23 protein-coding genes (1 of these 23 cut by a window edge) are annotated in these 23565 nt (G+C 52.3%); all 23 read left to right on the top strand.

Annotation, left to right across the window (positions count from 1 at the left end; all coding sequences use genetic code 11):
* Positions 1-80: 80 nt before the first annotated feature.
* Positions 81-2576, top strand: a complete 2496-nt coding sequence (spoIIE, locus tag RAC89_RS10730; protein ID WP_306613428.1) for a stage II sporulation protein E — start codon at positions 81-83, stop codon at positions 2574-2576.
* Positions 2577-2763: 187 nt separating this feature from the next.
* Positions 2764-3519 carry a vWA domain-containing protein gene (locus RAC89_RS10725; RefSeq protein ID WP_306613427.1) on the top strand — a complete coding sequence of 252 codons (756 nt, stop codon included), beginning with the start codon at positions 2764-2766 and terminating at the stop codon, positions 3517-3519.
* On the top strand, positions 3503-4414 hold the full coding sequence (locus RAC89_RS10720; protein ID WP_306613426.1) for a protein kinase domain-containing protein: 912 nt from the start codon (positions 3503-3505) through the stop codon (positions 4412-4414). Before RAC89_RS10725 ends, RAC89_RS10720 begins: the two co-directional genes overlap by 17 nt.
* Positions 4415-4425: 11 nt before the next feature.
* Entirely contained in the window at positions 4426-5877 is a 1452-nt protein-coding gene (gene tilS / locus RAC89_RS10715) for a tRNA lysidine(34) synthetase TilS (RefSeq protein ID WP_306613425.1), read from the top strand.
* Between the two features lie 55 nt (positions 5878-5932).
* A complete protein-coding gene (gene hpt / locus RAC89_RS10710) occupies positions 5933-6472 on the top strand; it encodes a hypoxanthine phosphoribosyltransferase (protein ID WP_284642781.1) in 540 nt (179 codons plus the stop codon).
* 71 nt (positions 6473-6543) lie between these two features.
* The gene (ftsH, locus tag RAC89_RS10705) at positions 6544-8514 is read left to right on the top strand and encodes an ATP-dependent zinc metalloprotease FtsH (protein ID WP_306613423.1); all 1971 of its coding nucleotides are present in this window, start codon (positions 6544-6546) and stop codon (positions 8512-8514) included.
* A 261-nt stretch (positions 8515-8775) separates the two neighbouring features.
* Positions 8776-9714 carry a quinolinate synthase NadA gene (nadA, locus tag RAC89_RS10700; RefSeq protein WP_284642779.1) on the top strand — a complete coding sequence of 313 codons (939 nt, stop codon included), beginning with the start codon at positions 8776-8778 and terminating at the stop codon, positions 9712-9714.
* A 36-nt stretch (positions 9715-9750) separates the two neighbouring features.
* Positions 9751-11373 (top strand): L-aspartate oxidase, encoded by a 1623-nt coding sequence (gene nadB / locus RAC89_RS10695; protein ID WP_306613421.1) that lies wholly within the window; start codon positions 9751-9753, stop codon positions 11371-11373.
* The gene (nadC, locus tag RAC89_RS10690) at positions 11357-12226 is read left to right on the top strand and encodes a carboxylating nicotinate-nucleotide diphosphorylase (protein ID WP_306613420.1); all 870 of its coding nucleotides are present in this window, start codon (positions 11357-11359) and stop codon (positions 12224-12226) included. Before nadB ends, nadC begins: the two co-directional genes overlap by 17 nt.
* The gene (locus RAC89_RS10685; protein ID WP_284642776.1) at positions 12223-12990 is read left to right on the top strand and encodes a type III pantothenate kinase; all 768 of its coding nucleotides are present in this window, start codon (positions 12223-12225) and stop codon (positions 12988-12990) included. Before nadC ends, RAC89_RS10685 begins: the two co-directional genes overlap by 4 nt.
* 79 nt (positions 12991-13069) lie before the next feature.
* A complete protein-coding gene (hslO, locus tag RAC89_RS10680) occupies positions 13070-13942 on the top strand; it encodes an Hsp33 family molecular chaperone HslO (RefSeq protein WP_306616083.1) in 873 nt (290 codons plus the stop codon).
* A gap of 45 nt (positions 13943-13987) precedes the next feature.
* Positions 13988-14920, top strand: a complete 933-nt coding sequence (locus RAC89_RS10675) for a peptidyl-prolyl cis-trans isomerase (protein WP_306613419.1) — start codon at positions 13988-13990, stop codon at positions 14918-14920.
* Positions 14921-15024: 104 nt separating this feature from the next.
* Positions 15025-15966, top strand: coding sequence for a cysteine synthase A (gene cysK, locus RAC89_RS10670; RefSeq protein WP_306613418.1), 942 nt, complete (start codon positions 15025-15027; stop codon positions 15964-15966).
* A gap of 107 nt (positions 15967-16073) precedes the next feature.
* Complete coding sequence (locus RAC89_RS10665; protein ID WP_306613417.1) at positions 16074-17630, top strand: anthranilate synthase component I family protein; 1557 nt, start codon at positions 16074-16076, stop codon at positions 17628-17630.
* A gap of 2 nt (positions 17631-17632) precedes the next feature.
* Complete coding sequence (pabA, locus tag RAC89_RS10660) at positions 17633-18214, top strand: aminodeoxychorismate/anthranilate synthase component II (protein WP_306613415.1); 582 nt, start codon at positions 17633-17635, stop codon at positions 18212-18214.
* A complete protein-coding gene (pabC, locus tag RAC89_RS10655) occupies positions 18211-19089 on the top strand; it encodes an aminodeoxychorismate lyase (protein ID WP_306613414.1) in 879 nt (292 codons plus the stop codon). The genes pabA and pabC overlap by 4 nt, the downstream gene beginning before the upstream one ends.
* Positions 19090-19093: 4 nt before the next feature.
* Positions 19094-19930: a dihydropteroate synthase gene (folP, locus tag RAC89_RS10650; protein ID WP_306613413.1), complete on the top strand. Its 837-nt coding sequence runs from the start codon at positions 19094-19096 to the stop codon at positions 19928-19930.
* 15 nt (positions 19931-19945) lie between these two features.
* Positions 19946-20308: a dihydroneopterin aldolase gene (gene folB, locus RAC89_RS10645; RefSeq protein WP_306613412.1), complete on the top strand. Its 363-nt coding sequence runs from the start codon at positions 19946-19948 to the stop codon at positions 20306-20308.
* A gap of 5 nt (positions 20309-20313) precedes the next feature.
* Positions 20314-20829, top strand: coding sequence for a 2-amino-4-hydroxy-6-hydroxymethyldihydropteridine diphosphokinase (folK, locus tag RAC89_RS10640; RefSeq protein ID WP_306613411.1), 516 nt, complete (start codon positions 20314-20316; stop codon positions 20827-20829).
* On the top strand, positions 20814-21026 hold the full coding sequence (locus RAC89_RS10635; protein WP_284642766.1) for a helix-turn-helix domain-containing protein: 213 nt from the start codon (positions 20814-20816) through the stop codon (positions 21024-21026). The genes folK and RAC89_RS10635 overlap by 16 nt, the downstream gene beginning before the upstream one ends.
* A 35-nt stretch (positions 21027-21061) precedes the next feature.
* Positions 21062-22090, top strand: coding sequence for a tRNA dihydrouridine synthase DusB (gene dusB, locus RAC89_RS10630; RefSeq protein ID WP_284642764.1), 1029 nt, complete (start codon positions 21062-21064; stop codon positions 22088-22090).
* Between the two features lie 200 nt (positions 22091-22290).
* Positions 22291-22767 carry a transcription elongation factor GreA gene (greA, locus tag RAC89_RS10625; protein ID WP_284642763.1) on the top strand — a complete coding sequence of 159 codons (477 nt, stop codon included), beginning with the start codon at positions 22291-22293 and terminating at the stop codon, positions 22765-22767.
* A 78-nt stretch (positions 22768-22845) separates the two neighbouring features.
* Positions 22846-23565, top strand: partial view of a lysine--tRNA ligase gene (gene lysS, locus RAC89_RS10620; RefSeq protein ID WP_306613410.1) — the 5' portion only. 777 nt of this gene lie beyond the right edge of the window; the window shows 720 of its 1497 coding nt (coding positions 1-720); it begins with the start codon at positions 22846-22848; its stop codon lies off the right edge, out of view.

Below are 23565 nucleotides of genomic sequence, written 5' to 3'. Positions count from 1 at the left end.
AACTCATTCTGACAAACTTCCTGAAGGTTACCCGGTATACTGGGTGACACGAATAAGTTCATAGGCGGTGTATTATACATATGCAAAGAAAACAGGTTTTAGTACAGGTGGAGAAAGTGTGGATCAATTTCTGGAGTAAGCTAGGTCAAGGCACAGCCCGTATTTTCGTAGAGAACCGCATGGTGCAGTCGCTTGTCGCGAAGAAGTGGTCGATCTTGCTGCTGATGATGGGCTTCCTGCTTGGACGGGCCATGATCCTGGACGAGCTGTCTCCCTTTGCAATCGCTTATTTTGCCGCGATGTACTTTTTACGGAAGGAGCTGCTTTACTGGTCGGGGTTGTTCTTAGCCGCAGGCAGCTTGTTCTCGGCCGATCCGAAGCATATGGGCTATCAGGTTTCCACGATGCTTGTGTTCCTCCTTATTCAGAAGGGAGTGGAGCGCTTCGAAAGGTCGGATATCTCTTATGCGCCTGTCATCGTGTTCGCCGCGTCGTTCTTCGTACAGCTGTTCGCTCACTTGGCTGCCGCGGAGCTGTCCTGGTATAACCTGATGATGACCGGCGTAGAGTCGATGTTAAGCTTGATTTTAACGCATATTTTCCTGCAAGCCATTCCGGTGTTCACCTTAACCCGCAGAAATTACAGCTTGAAAAACGAAGAAGTGATTTGCCTGATCATCCTGCTTGCCTCCGTCATGACGGGTACGGTAGGCTGGACCGCGGGCCCGGTAACCGTGGAACACGTTTTGTCACGCTACCTCATTCTCTTGTTCGCCTTGGTAGGCGGCGCTCCCTTGGGTGCTTCCGTGGGAGTGATCACCGGGCTCATTCTAAGTCTCGCGAGCTCAAGTGCGATCTACCAGATGAGCTTGCTTGCTTTTGCCGGTATGCTTGCAGGCTTGCTTAAGGAGGGCCGCAAAATGGCCGTGGCCCTCGGCATGCTGCTCGGTTCCTCGATCTTGTCCATTTATATCGGCAACCAGACCGAGGTGCTCAGCTCCACATGGGAATCGGTTGCTGCGGTAGCGCTGTTTCTTCTGACGCCTCGAAGCGTGATTCAGACACTGGCGAAGTATGTTCCCGGCACTCAAGAGAACCTCAAATCCCAGCATGATTACGCCAAGCGCGTTCGCGATATTACGGCGAGCCGGGTGGAGCAGTTCTCGGAGGTGTTCCGCCAATTGTCCCGCAGCTTTAAGCAAATTACCGCCGAGGCGCAGCCGATGCGAAAGGAAGAGGAAGTCGGCCATTTCATGAACTCCGTGGCGGAGAAATCGTGCTCCTCCTGCTGGAAGCGCAAGCAATGCTGGGATGAGAAGTTTTATCAAACCTATAAATTCATGACCGATATGATGACCGAGGTGGAGCTTCGCGGGGAATTGAGCCGCAAGGACATTTTACCGGAGTGGAAGAAGCTATGCCTTAAGCCCGATCAGGTGCTGGAAGTAATGAAAACCCAGTATGATCTGTACAAGAATGACCAGCATTGGAAAAAGCAAATCATCGATAGCCGCCAGCTCGTAGCCGAGCAGCTTTCCGGTGTGTCTCAGGTCATGGAGGATCTGGCCAAGGAGATCAAGCGGGAGGGGCAGGAGCTGTTCATGCAGGAGGAGCAGATCCGCAGCGCGCTAGAGGAGCTTGGCTTGTCGATCCACAGCATCGACGTCATCAGTCTGGATGAAGGAAATGTTGAGATTGAGATTATTCATCAATATACGAAGGGCTTTGACGAATGCCGCAAAATTATCGCTCCGCTGCTTTCCGAAATCCTAGGAGAGAATATCGCAGTGAAAAATGAGACAGCCCTTGAACGCCGCGAGGGCTACAGCACAGTGCTCTTCGGCTCGGCCAAGGAATTCGAGGTGGAAACCGGGATTGCCGGTGCGGCGAAGGGCGGCGACCTGTTATCCGGAGACAGCTTCAGCACGATCGAGCTGGGCAACGGGAAATTTGCCGTAGCGTTAAGCGACGGGATGGGCAACGGAGAACGGGCCCGCGCGGAGAGCAGCACCGCCTTATCGATTCTGCAGCAGCTGCTGCAGTCCGGCATGGATGAGAAGCTGGCCATCAAATCCGTCAACTCGGTCCTTATGCTGCGCTCCTCCGATGAGGTATATGCTACGGTGGATGTAGCCTTGATCGATCTGTATAGCGCGCAAACGACGTTTATGAAAATCGGCTCGACGCCAAGCTTCATTAAGCGGGGGAATGAGGTGTTCCCGGTAACGGCCAACAATTTGCCGGTCGGCATTTTACATGATATCGACGTGGATCTGGTTAGCCTGCAGCTGCAGGACGGCGACATTCTGATCATGATGACGGACGGCATCTATGATGCGCCGGGGCATGCGGTCAATAAGGAGCTGTGGATGAAGCGCTTGATTTCCGAGGTCGACGCCACGGTGCCGCAGGACATTGCAGATATTTTGCTGGAGCGGGTGGTCCGATATCATCATGGGGACATTTATGACGATATGACGGTGGTTGTAGCCAAGGTGGAAAAGTTCCAGCCGGAATGGGCTACCATCCGCTGGCCGGGCATGCAGCGTATCGAGCGGCCTCGGACGGTAAGCTAGAGAAAAGGATTGTTCTTGTATGCCTGTAGGGGCGCCGGGAACAATCCTTTTTAACGTGTCAGGTTTACACTTATTAACCGTGCTCATGACTGCCCTTCTTCAAGATATAAACGCCCTGTTTACCCTGAGTTTAGAATTCTCTTATCATGGCAAAGCTAGATAATAGAATAGTGGGGGGGAATGGATCGTGAAGCAAATTTTATTGATTACAGACGGCTGCTCGAATGTGGGCCTCAGTCCTGTGATGGCGGCGGCTCATGCCAAAGCGGAAGGCATTGTTGTGAATGTCATCGGAATTACCGACGGGCAGGAGCTTGGGGAACAAGGAGCCGCTGAAATTCAAGAAATCGCTCGGGCCGGAGGCGGAATGAGCCGGATTGTTTCTTCAAGACAGCTTTCCCAAACCGTACAAATGGTGACTCGCAAAACCGTCGTGACTACCATACAACAAGCCGTGAGCAAGGAACTCAAAAGCATTCTGGGTGACAGCAAGCTGGAGGCACTGCCCCCCGAGTCCCGGGGAAGGGTCGTGCATGTGATCGATGAGTTGACGGAAACGAGCCGGATTAAGGTCGCCTTGCTGATCGATACCAGCGCCAGTATGAAGCCGAAGCTGCATGCCGTCAGGGAAGCGATCTACGATCTTCAGCTGAGCTTGCAGGCCAGGAGCGGGGAAAGCTTGATCTCGGTATTTCACTTTCCGGCGAATCTTGCAGGGGATCAGGAAGTGGAGATGGATCTGGATTGGACGGGCGACCTTGCAAATTTAAACCGTTTGTTTTATAAATTAAGCATGAAGGGCACTACCCCGACGGGTCCGGCAATACTGAAAGTAGTTCATTTTATGGCGGACCGAGCCGATGAAATACATAGGACAAGTCGAACGGCGGCAGAGAAGCCGGCTGCCGGCAAGGAAGGGATGCTGAGTGACTACGTCGTTTGAGCCCGCGTTATCCGCGGGGGCGATCGTTCAAGGTAAATGGAACAAGGCTCAGTATCGCGTGGAACGGCTGCTGGGTGAAGGTGCGAATGGTAAGGTTTATTTGGTGCGTTTTGGGAAGCAGCTCTACGCACTCAAGATGGGATATGATGCACTCGACCACCAGTCGGAGGTAAACGCGCTCAAAGCGCTGTCGAAATCACCCACTTCGTTCAGCCAGTACTTATTGGATGTGGATGATTTCCACATGGAGGGCACAGACTATCCCTTCTGCGTAGTGAAATATATTCGCGGTCAGACGCTGGGGGAGTTCCTAAGGCAGAACGGGAGCGATTGGATTCGGCTCGTCGGGCTCAATTTACTGCGCAAGCTGACGGAGCTTCACAGTCAAGGATATATATTCGGGGACCTTAAGCTGGAGAACATGATCGTTACCGGCTATGGGGACGTCGAGCTTATCGACTTTGGAGGCGTCACCGAGAAGGGAAGGTCCGTAAAGCAGTTTACGGAGGTTTATGACCGGGGCTTTTGGGGGGCGGGTTCCCGCAAAGCCGAGGAGTCCTATGACTTGTTTTCTTTCGCCGTACTGCTTCTGGCAAGCGGCGATACGGAACGGAAGCTGCAGCGCTATTCCGGGTTTCTGCCGCAGAACCGGCAGGTGGATCTGCTGCTTGAAATGCTGGGGCGAAGTCCATCCCTTGCCGAAGTCGCTCCCCTGATTCGTCGAATGCTGCAGGGAGAGTACGCAACCTCGAAGCAAGCAATGCAGGATTGGCGTAAAATCAGCTTGGCCGGGAAGCGCACCAAGCTGCGGGGACAGATCGGCAGCTGGCTCAAGATTTGCTTTTTTGCCTCGCTCGCATTGTTTGCAGCCGCTTTGTTTATGGTTTTCCAATAGGAAGTTAAGGCATGGATACGAAAGGTACGTTGATGATGGAATCCGATTTGGCCGTACGCATTGAGCAGCATATTAGCTCTGAGCGATTTTTTGAACGAGGAGAGAGCATCGTGGTGGCGGTTTCCGGAGGTCCGGACTCCGTTGCGCTGCTTCATCTCCTTTTTGTGCTTGCGCCCCGATGGGAGCTTCGGATTGTCGCAGCTCATGTCAATCACGGGTTTCGGGGTGAGGAGTCGGACCGTGAGGCTTTATTTGTCGAGCGGCTTTGCGAGCAATGGGGTATGCCCTGCGAAGTCGGAACGATTCGTGTTCCTTCTTATATAGAAGAAACGGGAGAGAATGCACAGGCGGCTGCCAGAAAGCTGAGGTATGCTTTTCTAGCTGAGGTGGCGGGCCGATATCATGCAACGCGTATAGCGCTGGCACATCATGCCGACGATCAGGCCGAAACGCTGCTCATGCGTATTGTCCGCGGCACATCGCCTTCGGGGCTAGGCGGAATTCCCGCCCGAAGAAAGCTTCGCGAAGGTTTGGAACTTGTGCGCCCCCTTCTACGTATATACAAGGAGGAAATTCTGGGGTATTGTGAGGCCCACGGGCTTTCCTACTGCATCGACAGCAGCAACCTGGAGCAGAAGTATGCACGCAATCAATTCCGGCTCAGCGTGCTTCCTTATCTCAGGCAATATAACGGCAACTTGGAGGAGGCGCTAGTAAGGCTGGCGGAAGTGGCGGCTGCCGAGAATGAATATATGGATCAGCAGGTATTCTCTTTATATAAGCAATACGTAAGAGCAGAAAACGGTTTCTATTCCTGGTCGGCAAAATGGTTTGCGGATGTGCCGCTTGCTTTACAAAGGCGTTTGATTAAACTAATATTAAGTTATCTCTCTGCAGGGACTGATTCCATAGATTTCCTGAATGTAGAGAGGATTCGAACGGACGTTCTGAAGCGTGCCCCTTCCAATTATCGATATCCCATTGCTCAGAACATTGTTCTGACCCGGGAATATGATCGTGTGCTAATTCATAGGATGGTGGTACCACCTTCTCCGTACGCATATCCGCTCCAGTGGGGACAGACGGAGCTGGACATCCCCGAAGCGGGTATACGTCTGCACTGTGTGTGGATGGAGAGAGGCCGCCTGGAGGGATCATCTGAGAATCACATGACAGCTTTTTTCGATGCCGATGCCTTGTCCTTCCCACTTACAGTAAGAAGCAGGCAGCCGGGGGACCGAATGCGGGTTGCCGGACTAAACGGCTCCAAAAAGGTAAAAGATATGTTCATCGACAGCAAAATCCCGCCTTCCGTCCGTGAACGGATTCCTATGATTACGGATGCCTCGGGGGAGCTCGTCTGGGTGCCGGGGGTAAGACGTTCGGCTGCCGCCGCCGTTACGGAACAAACACGCTGTGTATTACGAATGATGCTGCTTATGCCGGGAGGCTTAAACTCCTGATGCAGGCCTTCATATACTATAGTTTTTGATTTCATCACAAGTAGGAGGTTCTCTCTTGCAAAACGACATTCAAGAAGTTCTTTACTCGGAGCAAGTGATTCAAGACAAAGTAAGGGAAATGGGGGAAATGATCAGCCGCGATTTCGCAGGACGCAATCCGCTTGTCATTTGCGTGCTGAAGGGCGCTTTTATTTTCATGTCCGATCTCGTAAAGCAGATTACGGTCCCGCTGGAGATTGATTTTATGGCTGTCTCGAGCTACGGGCAATCGACTAAGTCTTCGGGCGTCGTAAAGATCATTAAAGATCTGGACGTGCCTGTGGAAGGACGACATATTCTGATCGTGGAGGATATTATCGACAGCGGACTGACGCTCAGCTATTTGATTGACGTGCTGGAGCGGCGCAATGCCCTTTCCATCACGGTTGCAGCTTTGTTCGATAAGCCCGCGCGCAGAACGGTGGAGCTAGATGCCGATTACAAGGGCTTCGTAATACCTGATGCCTTCGTCGTCGGATATGGCCTCGATTACGCCGAAAAGTACCGCAATCTGCCGTATGTCGGGATCCTGAAGCCGGAAGTGTACTCCCAATAGCATTTCTTGTGATGGCAAGACTTGCTGTGGTACAATATACAAAGTTGCCGTTTTTTGAGAGGAGGTAGGGGATGAATCGGATTATTCGCAATACAGGCTTTTATCTGCTCATTTTTTTGGTCACGGTGGGTATCGTACATTTCATCAGTCAGCAAAATGATCAGAAGGCCGCTATTAGCTATGACCAGCTTCGTACGGCGCTGATCGAGAAGAATGTCGAGACCATCGTTGTCAAATATGACGCTCAAACTTATTTAGTTCGGGGGAAATTTAAGACTGCCGAACCGGACAAGAAGAACTTTGAGACCCGGGCGCCGTATGATACGACGGAACTGATGGCCTTAATTAACAAGGCCGACATTCCAGTAGGCAGTGTGCACATCGAGAAGATGGAAGGGGACAATGTTTGGATCAGCTTCCTTACCTCCATTATCCCATTCGTCATTATTTTCATCCTGTTCTTCTTTCTATTGAATCAGGCGCAGGGTGGCGGCGGTAAAGTCATGAACTTCGGCAAGAGCCGAGCCAGACTTTATAATGAAGAGAAGAAGCGGGTTACTTTTGAGGATGTTGCGGGTGCCGATGAGGAGAAGCAGGAACTTGTAGAGGTTGTAGAATTCCTGAAGGATCCTCGAAAATTCGCAGCGGTTGGAGCAAGAATTCCTAAAGGGGTTTTGCTTAACGGGCCTCCGGGTACGGGTAAAACACTCCTTGCTCGTGCAGTAGCCGGTGAAGCTGGAGTTCCTTTCTTCAGTATCAGCGGTTCCGACTTCGTAGAGATGTTCGTCGGTGTCGGTGCTTCCCGTGTGCGGGATTTGTTTGAGAACGCTAAGAAGAACGCCCCTTGTATTATTTTTATAGATGAAATCGATGCCGTAGGTCGTCAGCGCGGCGCCGGACTAGGCGGCGGACATGACGAACGCGAGCAAACGCTAAACCAGCTCCTGGTGGAGATGGACGGCTTTGGCGCGAATGAAGGCATCATTATCGTGGCTGCCACGAATCGTCCGGATATTCTGGACCCTGCTCTCCTTCGTCCGGGCCGATTTGACCGTCAGATTACGGTTGACCGTCCTGATGTAAAGGGGAGAGAAGCCGTCTTGAAGGTGCATGCGCGCAATAAGCCGCTGGCCAAAGACGTGAAGCTGGATTCGCTGGCTCGTTACACAACCGGGTTCACGGGTGCTGACTTGGAGAACCTCTTGAACGAGGCGGCTCTTATTGCAGCCCGCCGTAACCGGAAGGACATCTCCATGGAGGAGCTGGACGAAGCCTTCGACCGCGTCATTGTCGGTACGCAGAAGAAGAGTCGTGTCATCAGCGAACGGGAGAAGCGAATGGTCGCTTTCCACGAGGCTGGGCACACCATCGTCGGCTATCATGTTGAGAATGCCGAGGCAGTCCACAAAGTGACGATCATCCCGCGCGGACGCGCCGGCGGATATGTCATGATGCTGCCGAAGGAAGGCGAAGACCGAATGATGAATACCAAGTCGGAGCTTCTTGACAAGGTTACCGGTCTTCTTGCAGGGCGTGTAGCGGAGGAGCTGTTTATCGGCGAGATCGGTACGGGCGCTTATAGCGACTTCCAACGTGCGACGTCCATCGTACGGAAAATGATCATGGAATACGGGATGAGCGAGAAGCTCGGACCGATGCAGTTCGGTACCTCTCAAGGTCAGGTATTCCTCGGACGCGATATCGGACACGAGCAAAATTACAGTGATTCCATCGCTTACGAGATCGACCAAGAGATGCAGAGCATTATTCGTAATTGCTATGCTCAAGCTAAGGAAATTCTCACGAAATACAGCGATCAGGTGCGTTTGATTGCCGAGACGCTGATTGAGAAGGAAACGCTGGAGAAGGAACAAATTCGCCAGCTGATCGAGAATGGCAAGCTGGATGGAAACGGTGGAGAAGAAGGCGGCTCCATTACGATTCAGACCGAAGATGTCAAGGTCAACATCCAAGGGCAGGCTCAGGATAAGCAGCCAAACGAGAAGCCATCCGACGAGGATGATAAGGGTAATAAAGAATAATGCATACAGGGGAAAACCGGTTACCGTGAGGTACCGGTTTTTCCTTTTATATACCGGGTAAAATGGCGGCTTCTGCGAGAAACTACATCTAAGAAGTAAGAGTCGGCATGATGCTAAGGATTACACTGAAAATTTAAAGGAATTTCTAGGTATTTAAGCATTGACACCGGGTACTTCTCCGTGTAAATTAGGTGTAAATCTTTAAGATGCTTGTGAACATTTTCACCAAGTCTAAGGGGTTACTTAAAAGGAAGGTGTCCTATGGAAGCATTGGCATTGGAGCGCAAGGCGGAACAAAATAGAGAATTAAAAGAACGCATTGCTCAGCTGAAAAAGGAAAGAAACGCTATTATTCTTGCCCATTATTATCAGCGTGACGAAATACAAGAGGTTGCTGATTTTCGTGGTGACTCTTTCCTGCTGGCGCAGAAAGCGGCAACGACGGATGCCGATGTCATTGTTTTCTGCGGAGTTCATTTTATGGGAGAGAGCGCTAAGATTTTGGCCCCGAACAAGACGGTTCTGATTCCGGATGAGCGGGCAGGCTGTCCGATGGCCGATATGGTCAACGTGGATGGACTGAAAGCACTGAAGGCAAAGCATCCGAATGCCAAAGTCGTTGCCTACATCAATACCTCGGCTGACGTCAAAGCGGAAACGGATATTTGCTGCACCTCCGCCAACGCCATCAAGGTCATCAACTCCGTTGACTCCGACGAAATCATCTGGGTACCGGATAAAAATCTCGGGGATTACGTTTCCAAGTTTACGGACAAGAAGATGATCATCTGGGAAGGCTACTGCAACACCCACGATATGCTTACCGTCAAAGACGTAGAAGAAATGAAGGCTCAATATCCGAACGCCCAGTTTGTCGTTCATCCGGAATGCCGTCCTGAGGTTGTGAAGATGGGTGACTTTGTCGGCAGCACTACCGCTATTATTAAATACTGTAAGGAATCCGATTGTCAGGAATTTATTGTCGGGACGGAAGACGGAACCGGCTATCAGCTTCGGTTAGACAGCCCGAACAAGACGTTTCATTTTGCAACGAAATACTTGGTTTGCCCGAACATGAAGGTAAACAACCTGAAGAAGGTTGTCAAATGCCTGGAGACGATGAAGCCGCAAATTTACGTACCGCCGCACGTAGCTGAGCAAGCCAAAGCATCCCTGGAGCGCATGCTGGAAGTTAAGTAGCATGCGCTACTTCTCTGTTAGACAGGTGGAATTCATATGATACCGCGTTATTTGGTCGACTTCAACATAGGGGAATTGCCCCATGTACATACGGATGTCATCGTGATTGGAGTCGGTATTGCCGGTTTATTCACGTCCTTAAAGGCCGCCGAGAACCATAAGGTCCTCATTATCACGAAGAAGTCGCTGCTGGACAGCAATACCCGCTACGCGCAAGGCGGTATTGCCGCCGTTATCTCCGATGAGGATTCCCCTGCCTATCATCGTCAGGATACCTTGATCGCTGGTGCGGGGCTTTGCTCCTCCGCGGCGGTAGATGTGCTTGTTCATGAAGGACCGGCCGGTGTGAACGATCTGATCAAGCTCGGCACGGAATTCGATATGGAGGACGGGCATTACGCTTTGACGAAGGAGGGCGCCCACAGTCAGCGGCGCATTCTTCATGCACAGGGCGATGCAACGGGCGCTGAGATCGTAAGGGCACTCTCGGAGAAGACGAAACAGGACCCGAACATCGAGATTTGGGATGATCACTTTGTCATTGATTTGATAACCGAGAATGGGGAGTGTCTCGGGGCTCTGGTTCAAAGGCCGGACGGAGGACGAGTGTTCGTCCGGGCCAACGCAACGATTCTATGCACGGGCGGGGCCGGGCAGCTGTACCGTTATACGACAAACCCTGATATTGCAACCGGTGACGGCATTGCCATCGCTTACCGGGCGGGAGCGGATATTCGGGATGTGGAATTCGTTCAATTCCATCCGACCTCCCTATGTTATCCTGGAGCACCCCGATTCCTCATTTCGGAGGCGGTACGCGGCGAAGGGGCGGTGCTCCGTAACATTAACGGAGAGCGCTTTATGGAGAAGTACCATCCCCAGCTCGAGCTTGCCCCGCGGGATATCGTAGCAAGGGCGATCGTCAGCGAGATGGAAAATACGAAGTCAACCTTTGTTTATATTGATTTCACTCATGAGTCGGAGGAAACGGTGAAGCACCGGTTCCCTACGATTTATGAAACATGCCTGCATCATGGGCTGGACTTATCCTCCGATTGGATTCCTGTTGCTCCCGCCGCCCATTACATGATGGGAGGAGTAGAGACCGACCTGTATGGGGAAACGGCGGTAAAGCGCCTTTTTGCTTGCGGGGAGGTATCCTCTACAGGGGTTCATGGTGCCAACCGATTGGCTAGTAATTCACTCTCGGAGGCGATTGTGTTCGGGCGCCGAATTATAGAGCGGATTAACGAATTGCCGCCGCTTGAGAGAGAGCTGGACGTTAGCGGCAGCCAGCCGCGCAAGGACATAGCGCTTACACCGGTGGTAGAAAAGAAGCTGAAGCTGCAGAAGGTGATGCTTCGCTATGTTGGCTTAAAGCGGTCGGAAAGCGGCCTGCTGAAGGGTTATGAAGAGCTGAAGCGGCACCTGCCGTTGCTTGATGCGCATCTGACCAAACGGGAGGAGTACGAATTCGCCAATCTGCTCACCTGTGCCCTGCTGACCACGCAAGCAGCCTTGATTAGAGAAGAGAGCCGCGGGGGACACTATAGGGAAGATTTCCCGGAACGGGATGACTTGGTATGGCGAAAGCATACGGTGTTTAACCGAATCCACGGCATTACGGAGGGACGCATCGACGATGTTGGAGCTGAATAGCAGAACGCTGAACCAAAACCTGCAGCAGTGGCTTGATGAAGATATCGCTATGGGGGACGTTACGACCATGACGACGATCCCTGCCGGTCAGGAGTCAAAAGGAATTATTCATGTGAAAGATCAGGGTATCCTAGCCGGGCTCCCCGTCGCTCAAGCGGTTTTCGCACTGGTGGACCCGAATCTGCAATTTCAGGCGCTGGCTAAAGACGGGGATGCCGTCTCTTACGGTACGGTGATTGCTGAAGTAAGCGGAAGCACTAGAAGTATCCTGCTCGGAGAGCGTCTGGCCCTGAACCTGATGCAGCGCATGTCCGGTGTAGCAACGCGGACACGTCAGTTCGTCGATCGGCTGGAGGGAAGCCCGGTTCGTCTTGTGGATACGCGAAAGACGACTCCCGGACATCGTATGCTGGAGAAGTATGCGGTTCGCGTCGGTGGCGGGCATAACCACCGGTTCGGCTTGTTCGATGCCGTGATGATTAAGGACAATCACATCAAAGGCGCCGGCGGCGTAGCTCAGGCTATTCAGGCGGCAAGAGCTAACATACCTCATACCATGAAGATTGAGGTGGAGGTCGAAAGCTTCGAGCAGCTGGAGCAGGCGTTGTCTGCCGGTGCGGATGTGATCATGCTTGACAATATGGCGCCGCAGCAGATGAAGGAAGCGGTACATCGTATTAAATCCGCCGCTCCGCATATAGTGGTAGAAGCCTCCGGTTCCGTAACGCTGGATACGATTCAGCAAATTGCCGATTCCGGAGTTGATGTGATCTCGGTGGGACGACTGACCTATTCCGTTCAAGCTCTGGACATCAGCTTGGATCTGAATGACCGGAAAGGGGTCCGGCCGTGATTTTAGTTATTGATGTAGGAAATACGAATATCGTTCTAGGTATTTATGAGGGGAAGCAGCTCCTGCATCATTGGAGGCTCAGCACGAATCGTTCGTCAACCGTAGACGAGTACGGCATGACCATCTACAATCTGTTCCATCACGCTAAGATCGGCTTGGAGCAGGTTGAGGGTGTCATCATCTCGTCTGTTGTGCCTCCGCTTATGTTTCAATTGGAAAACTTATGTTCAAAATATTTAAAGAAAACGCCGCTGGTCGTAGGGCCAGGTGTGAAAACCGGGCTCAATATCCGCTATGAGAACCCAAGAGAGGTCGGCGCGGATCGAATCGTGAATGCGGTGGCGGCCATTGAGCTGTACGGTCCCCCTTGCATCGTGGTCGATTTCGGCACAGCCACCACCTTTGACTACGTGGATGAGAACGGACAATACATAGGAGGGGCTGTAGCCCCGGGCATCGGTATTTCCACCGAGGCGCTTTACCAGAGGGCGGCGAAGCTGCCGCGCATCGAATTGATTAAACCGAAGAGCGTCGTCGGGCGCAATACGGTATCCTCTATGCAAGCCGGTATCATTTACGGCTTCGCAGGACAGGTGGACGGGATCGTCGATCGGATCAAACAAGAATTCCCGGGACGTCAGCCCAAAGTGGTTGCGACGGGCGGGCTGGCCGAGCTGATCGCTTCGGAGTCCCGCACCATTGAGCTGGTGAATCCGCTGCTGACGCTGCAGGGGCTCCAAATCATTTATGAACGGAACAGCTAAGAAGCTAAGCTGTGAAACCGTTCAATAGCTTAGAAACGAAAGAGACCATACTGTGGATAGATCAAAGGAGAACATTCCGGTGCAGGACTATTTATTGCGAGCGACAGCGCTCAATGGGAAGGTAAGGGCTTTTGCCATACTAACGAAACAGCTGGTAGAGGAGCTGCGCAGCAGACACCAGACGACTCCGACAGCAACAGCGGCTCTAGGGCGAACGGCCTCGGCTGCGGCGATGATGGGAGCCATGCTTAAAGGAGACGAGCGGCTCACCGTGCAAGTCAAGGGGGGCGGCCCGATCGGTCAAATTGTCGTGGATGCCGATGCTCGGGGCGAGGTACGGGGATATGTGGGTAATCCGGACGTTGACTTGCCGCTCAATGCTGTCGGCAAGCTGGATGTAGCCGGAGCGGTAGGGACCGACGGATTTCTTTATGTGACTAAGGATCTTGGCTTGAAGGAGCCTTACAGCGGCAGTATCCCGATCATTTCCGGGGAGCTGGCGGAGGATTTCACCTATTACTTCGCCAAGTCGGAGCAAACGCCGTCCGCCGTGGCTTTAGGTGTACTGGTGGACGTGGATTATACAGTGAAAACGGCAGGAGGTTTTATCGTTCAACTGCTTCCGGGTCTTACCGATAAGGAAATTTCGGAGATCGAACAGCAGCTGAGCCAAATTCCTCCGATCACTACGCTTCTGGAACGAGGCGAAGATTTGGAGAGCATCCTTAAGACATTGCTGCCGGATGTGCAAATTTTGGAGCGCCGTGAGGATGTCCGCTTCCAGTGCAAATGCTCGAGAGACCGGGTAGAAAGAACGATGATCAGCTTAGGCCGCGCAGAGCTGGAGAGCCTTCTCGAGGAAGAGGGCCGGGCGGAGCTGGTTTGCCATTTTTGCAATGAGAAATATCAGTTTACAGGCGACGATCTAAGGGAATTAATTCAGCAGCTCTAAGCAGCACCAGCTTGGAAAGCTTGGATCTACGAGGGGAACCGAGGAATGCAAAATCGAACGATTGTATGGGGTATCATTGCGGTATTGCTGATCGCCGTTATCGTCCTTTCCTCCGTATTGTTGTACAATTCCTACAAGCAGCCTGCCGCCGATATGAAGCCGGATCAAAGACAGCCAGAAGGCAATACACGGACCATTGCCACCATTGGAAACCAGACCATTACCTTAAGACAGTTAGAAGAGCAGCTATTGAACAAATATGGCCGGGAACAGTTGAATCAAATCATTGATCATGAAGTCATTCGCTTGGAAGCAAACGCGCAAGGAATTTCCGTACAAGAAAAAGAGGTTCAGCAGGAATTGAAACGGATGCAGCAGGGATATGAGAGCGAATCGCGCTTTTACGAGGCGATGAAGGAGCAGCTTGGCTTGACCCCTGAAGCGATTCAACAGGACATTACGTATCGGCTGCTGGTCGAGAAGCTGACCATTCGGGGCGTAACGATCACGAACGAGGAAGTGGACGCTTATCTCGCGGCCCATCAGGACGAGTTTAAACCGAATATACGGCTGCGTCTGCAGCAAATTGTCGTCAGCAACCGCGAGCAAGCCGCTAAGGTGCTGAATGACGCAGCCAAGGGAATCCCCTTCGAGCAGATCGCTAAGGAACGTTCCTTGGATGATTTTACGAGAGATGCGGGCGGAGACCTCGGTTGGGTAGAGGCGGATGATCCTTTCGTTCCGGGGGCCCTGATGAAGATAGCAAAAGGGATGAAGGCGGGCGAGATCAGCAAGCCGATTGAAGAGAGCGGACAGCTCTATATACTTAAGGTAAAAGAAAGAAAAGAGACATCCAAGGGAAGTCCTGAGGAAATTCGTGAACGAATTCGTAAGGAGCTTGCTTTGAGAGAAGCGCCGCCTATGCAGGAAATGATCAAGGAGCTTCGAAAAAAGTGGAACGTAAGTGTGACGCTTTAGCAGGATAAGTATTGACAACTTATGGGCATGTTGATAATATGAGATTATAATACCTAGCGTTTTACTCGGATATTATTTTTTCATAGTCGAAAGGGGATTGCACAATGGCTAAGCTGGTTCAAAGCGTTACACAACTGATCGGAGATACACCTTTGGTGAAGCTCAACCGTGTCGTGCCGGAAGGCAGCGCGGAAGTTTACGTGAAGCTGGAGTTCCAAAACCCGGGTGCGAGCGTTAAGGACCGGATCGCCATCAGCATGATCGAGGTTGCAGAGCAGGAAGGCCGTATTAAGCCGGGCGATACGATCGTTGAGCCTACCAGCGGTAACACCGGTATCGGTCTTGCCATGGTCGCTGCAGCGAAAGGTTATAAGGCCATTCTCGTTATGCCGGAGACCATGAGTATGGAGCGCCGCAACCTGCTTCGCGCTTACGGTGCTCAGCTGGTGCTGACGCCTGGAGCGGAAGGCATGAAGGGTGCCATTAAGCGTGCGGAAGAGCTGCAAGCAGAAAACCCGAATTACTTTATGCCGCAGCAGTTTAAGAACCAAGCAAACGTAAAAATCCACCGCGAGACGACCGGTCCTGAGATCGTACAGGCGATTCAATCGCATGACGGCAAGCTGGACGCTTTTATCGCAGGTATCGGTACCGGCGGTACGATTACGGGCGCGGGCAGTGTGCTTCGCGAGAACTTCCCGAACATCAAGATTTACGCGGTTGAGCCTGCTGCATCCCCTGTATTGTCAGGAGGCAAGCCAGGTCCTCATAAGATTCAAGGAATCGGCGCAGGCTTCGTTCCGGATATCCTGAATACCGGCATCTATGATGGCGTGATTCCTGTAGAGAACGACGATGCGTTTGAAACATCCCGTCGTGTCGCTAGAGAAGAAGGGATCCTCGGCGGAATTTCGTCGGGTGCTGCTATCTTCGCGGCCTTGAAGGTAGCGAAAGAGCTTGGAGCCGGCAAGCGGGTCGTAGCGATCATCCCAAGCAACGGGGAGCGTTACCTTTCCACACCATTGTATCAATTCGAAGAGCAATAATAGAGAAACCGATACAGACTTCCCCCTCAGGAACAGTTGAGGGGGAAGTCTTTTTCAAGTATACTTATCCCAATATCGCAAGTAAGGGAGAAAGGTGGGCGCGGAGCATGATCCTGACAACATATGAAGACTGGCTTCGGTGGTCGCGGACATATTCCGTGCTGCCTCTAGTGATCAAACACAGCTTACCCCAAGATCGGCTGATTTCCTGGCAGCGGGCTTGGGAGGAAGCATCAACGGAGTCGTTTGTTCTGGAAAGCGGGAAGGGCGGGAGATATACATTCCTCGGATTGAAAGCCTCCTCGGTCATTCGGGGAACGGATCGTCGGGCGGCTATCTCCGACAGTGACGGCACCTTGAGTATGGCGGATGGCAAGCCGCTCGATCTGGTGAAGGAGTGGATGGCACCGTACCGTTCCCCCCGGGTGGAAGGCGCCCCCAAGTGGATAGGCGGCTGCATAGGCTTCTGGGGTTATGACGTCATCCGTACGATCGAGAAGCTTCCGTCGCAGGCGAAGGCGGATCTTCCGGTTCCCGATTATGCTTTTCTCCGGGTTGACGAGCTATGGGTTCTTGATCATCAGGAGAACCAGCTGTACTGCGCGGTTCATCATGCTAATCAGCCTGAGACAGGTCCCGATGAGGAGAGGCTGCGCGGGCAGTATGAACTGGCCTTACAGCAGGCGCAGAGAATGAAAGAGCTCTGGGATCGGCTTGCCGGTATTCAATCTGACAGGGCGGCTCAAGAGGCTTATCAGGATAAGCTGGAGTCCGTTGCTAAGGACCGCATGCAGATCGATGTGGAATCGATCCCGGGGATCGTTCCCGATTTTACGAAGGAAAGCTATATGGCGGCTGTTCGCCGCATACAAGAGTATATTGGCGCGGGTGACGTATTCCAAGTGAACTTATCGGTTCGGCAGCATAAGAAGCTGAGCCAAAGTCCTGAAGAGATCTACGAGTGGCTGCGGGTCGTGAATCCCTCTCCTTATATGGGGCTGCTGCGTTTCGGTGATTTTCATCTCGTGTCGGGCTCACCGGAGCTTCTGGTTCAGCTTGAGCGCGGCAAGGTGCGGACAAGGCCCATTGCGGGTACACGCCCGAGAGGGAGGAACGAAGAAGAAGATAGGGAGCTGGCCAATGAGCTCATCCTTCATGAAAAAGAACGGGCTGAGCATATCATGCTCGTCGATCTTGAGCGCAATGACCTAGGGAGAATTTCGAACTACGGTACGGTTCGTGTGAAGGATTTTATGGTCATCGAGTATTATTCCCATGTGATGCATATCGTCTCCGAGGTCGAAGGGGAGCTGGCGCCGGGCAAGGATGCTTATGATGTCATCGCGGCGACGTTCCCGGGAGGAACCATTACCGGGGCACCCAAGATCCGCACTATGCAAATCATCGAGGAGCTGGAGCCGGTTCGACGGGGACCGTATACCGGCTCTATCGGATGGATTGACTATAACGGCGATATGGAATTTAATATAGTGATACGTACGTTAGTTGCTGCCGGGGATACCGGTTATGTTCAGGCCGGAGCCGGTATCGTCATCGACTCTGTGCCGGAAAGAGAATACATCGAATCCATTAACAAAGCCAAGGCGATGTGGAAGGCGATCCAATACAGCGAGCTGCACAGCTGCGCTACGGGAGGAATGTAATCATGATTTTGGTCATCGACAATTACGATTCGTTTACTTATAACCTGGTGCAGTACTTGGGCGAGCTGGGGGAACAAGTAGTGGTACGCCGTAACGATGAGATTGATCTGGACGGTATCGAGGAATTGAAGCCGGATCATATTCTAATTTCGCCCGGACCATGTACACCGAATGAAGCGGGAATCAGTCTGGCGTTGATTGAGCGGTTTAAGGGAGAAATTCCGATCCTTGGCGTATGCCTCGGCCATCAATCCATCGGACAAGCGTTCGGAGGAGATGTCATTCGTGCCGAGAAGCTGATGCACGGCAAAACCTCTCCGATTCTGCACGACGGGAAGTCCATTTTCGAAGGTCTGCCTTCGCCGTTTACGGCTACGCGTTACCATTCCTTGATTGTGAAGAAAGAGACGCTTCCCGATTGCTTGGAGATCAGCGCGGAAACCCCGGAAGGCGAAATTATGGGACTGCGCCATAGGGAATATCCGATCGAAGGTGTCCAATTCCACCCGGAATCCATCATTACGGACCACGGACATCAGATGCTGCGCAATTTCCTGAAACGGACGGCTGTGGGCAAGGCATGAAGCTTTATGTGAATGGTAACATCATAAACGAAGAGCAAGCCGTGGTCTCGGTATACGATCACGGTTTTCTTTACGGGATGGGCTTGTTTGAGACGTTTCGCACGTACGGCGGCCGCCCGTTCCTATTGGAACGGCATTTGGAGCGATTGGCTGCGGGCTGCAGGGAGCTAGAGATTCAACATGCTCCGAAGTCCTGCGAGGTAAACCGGATCGTTCAAGAACTCCTGGAGGCGAATGGGCTGACAGACGCTTATATTCGGTATACGATCACGGCGGGAACCAATATTCTGGGGTTGCCTACGGACGAATACAAAGAGCCGACAACGATTGTCTATATGAAACCCCTTCCTCAGCCTAACGAAGCTCTCTATGAGAAGGGAAAAGCGCTGCAGCTGCTGAGGCTTCGCCGTAATACACCGGAGGGACCGCTTCGGCAAAAGTCGCTTCACTATATGAACAACATTCTGGCTAAGCGGGAGCTTGCGGGATACCCTTACGCCGCAGGGGCAGAAGGGCTGATGCTGGATGCGGGCGGCCATATCGCTGAAGGTATCGTGAGCAATGTGTTTTATCTGCAGGGGGAGCGGCTTTGTACCCCATCCACCCACACCGGCATTTTGCCCGGCATTACCCGAAGGTTCGTTTTGGAGCTGGCTGCGGATTTGGGTCTGCACCCGGAGGAGGGCTTCTACCGGTGGGAGGAGCTGCGAGCGGCCGACGAAATTTTCATCACCAATTCCATTCAAGAGCTCGTCCCGATCACAACGCTGTATGACATTCAAGGCGAGAGCTTTACCATGAGCGAAGGGAAAACAGGGCCAATTACGAGGCAGCTGCTCGGTAGGTACCGGTCGGCGGCAAAAGGAGGAGTATAGCGACATGACCGTAGGGCGATTGAACTGCAAGCATCAAACGCTATCTCTGAACGAAAGAACCTTGATCATGGGAATTTTGAATGTGACTCCCGATTCGTTCTCGGATGGAGGACGTTATGTGGATATAGATACGGCAGTGGAGCGTGCGCGACTTATGGTTGCAGAGGGCGCAGACATCATTGATATCGGTGGGGAATCCACCAGGCCGGGAGCGGCGATTGTAACGGAAGAGGAAGAGCTTCGGCGTGTTATTCCCGCGATTCGTGCCATTAGAGAAGCGGGTCTTACGACCCCGATTTCGATAGATACGTATAAGGCGGAAGTAGCCCGGCAAGCGCTGGAAGCCGGTGCGGATATCATCAATGATATTTGGGGTTTGCAAAAGGACCGGGCCATGGCGTCCGTCGCGGTGTCCCACAACGCCCCGATTGTGCTTATGCATAATCGGGATGAAGCGGTGTATGCTAACTTTATCCATGACGTAATAAACGACTTGCGGCGCACCGTGGACCGGGCGCATGAAGCGGGAATCCGCGATGACCAGATTATTCTCGATCCCGGGATCGGCTTTGCCAAATCGCATGAGCAAAATCTTCAGCTGATGAACTATTTGGACCGGATTGTGGCTCTCGGGTATCCGGTACTGCTGGGCACCTCCCGCAAGAGGATGATTCACCGTACGCTGGAGCTTCCCCCTGACGAGGTCGTCTTCGGTACGGCGGCCACTGTGGTATACGGCATTGTCCAAGGCTGCCGCATCGTACGCGTGCATGACGTGCAAGCGATGAAGAAAACGGCTGTCATGACGAATGCCATGCTGGCTCAGAAAGAGCTCGAATAGAGGAGAGTGCCCCTGTTGGATAAAATTACAATGTCAGGCATGCAATTTTACGGATACCACGGTGTATTTGCCGAGGAGAACAAGCTGGGAGCGCGCTACGTTGTCGATGTGGAACTTCATCTGCCATTAGATCGGCCGGGGCGTACCGACAGTATTGAGGACACGGTGAACTATGCGGAGGTGCATGAGCTGATCAAGCGGATTGTCGAGGGAAAAACGTTCCGCTTGATTGAGGCATTGGCCGAGCATATTGCATCCGAGGTGCTGCGAACTTATACTAGTATAAATGCGTTGACTGTTCGCGTCGTGAAGCCCCACCCTCCGGTGGCGATTCATTTTGACGGTGTGACAGTAGAAATTCATAGAAAGCGGGCATAACGAACATGGATGACGAAATCGCCCGACCACCAGAGCATACTGCATACATTGGCTTAGGTTCCAACATGGAAGACAGGGAAAGGTATCTACGGGAAGCGATGCGACGGCTGGAGGATCATCCGGCGATACGGATTACCGGACAGTCGGGTATATATGAGACCGATCCTGTCGGTTATACGGAGCAAGACCCGTTTTTGAATATGGTCATAGAAGTTCGTACGTCCTTATCGGCTCAGGCGTTGTTTGGACGTATGGTAAATACGGAACAAGCGTTAGGGCGTCAAAGGGATATCCGCTGGGGTCCGCGCACCATTGATTTGGATCTGCTGTTGTTCGATGATTGCTCTCAAGATGACCCGGCATTGATCCTGCCTCACCCGCGTATGTTGGAACGCGCCTTTGTTCTGGTGCCTCTTCTGGAGGTCATGCAGAAATCCGCCCCCGAGCAAGCAGCTAGATTGAACCCATACGTAGAGCGGGCGGAAGGAAAGGAAGGCGTGAAATTATGGAGAAAAATATAGCGATAGCACAGCGCATTCGCGCATTCCGCAAGCTGAAGGGATTGACACAGAACGAGCTGGCCGACCGGCTCGAAATTTCGATTGCCGTTCTAGGCTCGATTGAGCGGGGAACGCGAAGACCCGATCCCAAAATTATTCGTAAAATTTCGGATGTGCTCGGGATCGACCCGGAAGAGCTTACAGCTACTGTCAATTGAACGCGAAATAAACCGCTCGAAAGGAGTGAAACCATATGACGTTACAAATCGGCAATGTCATTGCCCCGAACAAAGTAGTGCTGGCCCCGATGGCCGGTGTATGCAATCCGGCGTTTCGCCTGATCGCGAAGGAATTCGGCTGCGGCTTGGTTTGTGCGGAGATGGTCAGCGACAAAGCCATTTTGCACGGTAACAAACGATCGATGGAAATGCTGTTCGTCGATGAGCGGGAAAAGCCGCTAAGCCTGCAGATTTTCGGAGGAGATACGGAGACGCTGGTGGAAGCTGCAAAAATTGTCGATCAGCAGACGAACGCCGACATCATCGATATTAACATGGGCTGCCCAGTCCCGAAGATCACCAAGTGCGACGCTGGGGCCCGTTGGCTTCTGGACCCGGGTAAAATCGAACAGATGGTAACCACCGTAGTGAAGGCGGTCAATAAGCCCGTAACGGTGAAAATGCGGATCGGCTGGGATGACGAGCATGTCTATGCCGTTCAGAACGCCAAGGCTGTAGAGAACGGCGGCGGCTCCGCCGTATCGGTCCATGGGCGCACACGCGTACAGATGTATACGGGGAAAGCGAACTGGGATATCATCAAGGAAGTAAAGGAGTCAGTGTCGATCCCGGTTATCGGGAACGGAGACGTATTTACTCCGGAGGACGCGCAGCGCATGCTGGACCATACCGGTGTGGACGGTGTCATGATCGGACGGGCCGCCTTAGGCAATCCTTGGATGCTGTACCGGACCATTCAATATTTAACGAAGGGCGAGCTTCCGCCGGACCCGACGCCGCAGGAGAAAATCCGCATTGCGATTCTGCATATGGATCGGCTCGTTAATCTGAAGGGCGAGCATGTCGCCGTGAAGGAAATGCGCAAGCATATGGCCTGGTATCTTAAAGGGCTGCGTGGAGCGGCACGAATCAAGGACGCCATTATGGAGCAGACTCGGCGCGACGATATGGTTATGCTGTTAGACCGTTTTGTGGAGCAGATGAACGATAGTGGTGATGAAGAAGGCGCTGCCCCTGATGAGATCACGGTTTCCTATCACTGACACTGACCAGAAATTCGGGTGTTTTGGCTTACATTGACATTTGGAAAAGCTTGAAATATAATCAGTCAATAGTAATTTCAAGGCATCGTTCTGAGTCATCAGGGCATGGGTCGTTCATATATTATCATTATCAGTGAATTCATAGCGGGTAATGCAGCTCGAGATATGAAAATCTTTCACACGACGGGAGATATGTAGTAATGAGCGAGAAACAGGTCATCCTAACCCAAGAGGGTCTTAAGAAGCTTGAGGAAGAATTGGAGCATCTGAAATCGGTGAAGCGCCGCGAGGTGGCGGAGCGGATTAAAATCGCGATCGGCTACGGAGATATCAGCGAAAACTCCGAGTATGAAGATGCGAAGAACGAGCAAGCTTTTATCGAAGGCCGCATCATTACACTCGAGAAAATGCTTCGCAACGCGCGCATCATTAATAATGACGAAGTGGACACGGATACCGTAAGTGTGGGCTCTATCGTTACGCTGAAGGACCTTGAATTCGGTGATATCGTGGAATACTCGATTGTAGGTACGGCGGAATCTGATCCTTTCCAAAATAAAATTTCCAACGAAAGCCCGGTGGGTAAGGCGATTTTGGGCAAGCGTAAAGGTTCGACTGTCGATGTGAACGTACCGGCCGGCGTCATTCAGTATGAAATCATAGACATTAAGAAGTAATTTCGAAGAAGCTTCCCTTGGAAGCTTTTTTATCTGTTTGGTACGGAAACCGATTGAAACTAAGAGGAGTGAGTTGAAATGACAGTGGAATTGGAACTGAACGAGCTGCTGCAAATTCGCCGCAACAAATTGGACGAGCTTCGCGGGCTCGGAATTGACCCGTTCGGACAAAAATATGTAAGAACTCATCATGCGGCCGACATTGTGAAGGCGTATGAGGAGAAGAGCAAGGAAGAGCTTGACAGCCTGGAGGTTGAGGTAAGCTTGGCCGGCCGTATTATGCAGAAGCGTGGTATGGGGAAGGCCGGTTTCGCTCATATTCAGGACATTACGGGTAAAATCCAGATTTACGTACGTGAGGACGCCGTAGGCGAAGCTAAGTATCGTGCATTTGATATTTTGGATTTGGGCGATATCGTCGGGGTTAACGGCATTGTGTTCAAAACGAAAACAGGAGAGCTGTCTGTTAAAGCGACCTCGGTTGAAGTGCTTTCCAAGTCCTTGCTGCCGCTTCCGGAGAAATATCATGGCCTGAAGGACGTAGAGCTGCGTTACCGCCAGCGCTATGTGGATTTGATCATGAACCAAGAGGTTCAGCAAACTTTTATCACCCGTTCCAAAATCATTCAAAGCATGCGCCGCTACCTCGATTCCCGGGGCTATTTGGAGGTGGAAACCCCAACCCTGCATGCCATTGCCGGGGGAGCTGCCGCCCGTCCGTTCATTACGCATCATAACGCGCTGGACATGCAGCTTTATATGCGCATCGCTATCGAGCTTCACCTGAAGCGGCTGATC

Source organism: Paenibacillus sp. GD4 (genome assembly GCF_030846225.1).
In the GTDB taxonomy this organism is placed as follows: Bacteria; Bacillota; Bacilli; order Paenibacillales; family NBRC-103111; genus Paenibacillus_G; species Paenibacillus_G silviterrae.
This window is presented reverse-complemented; position numbering and strand designations above follow the sequence as displayed.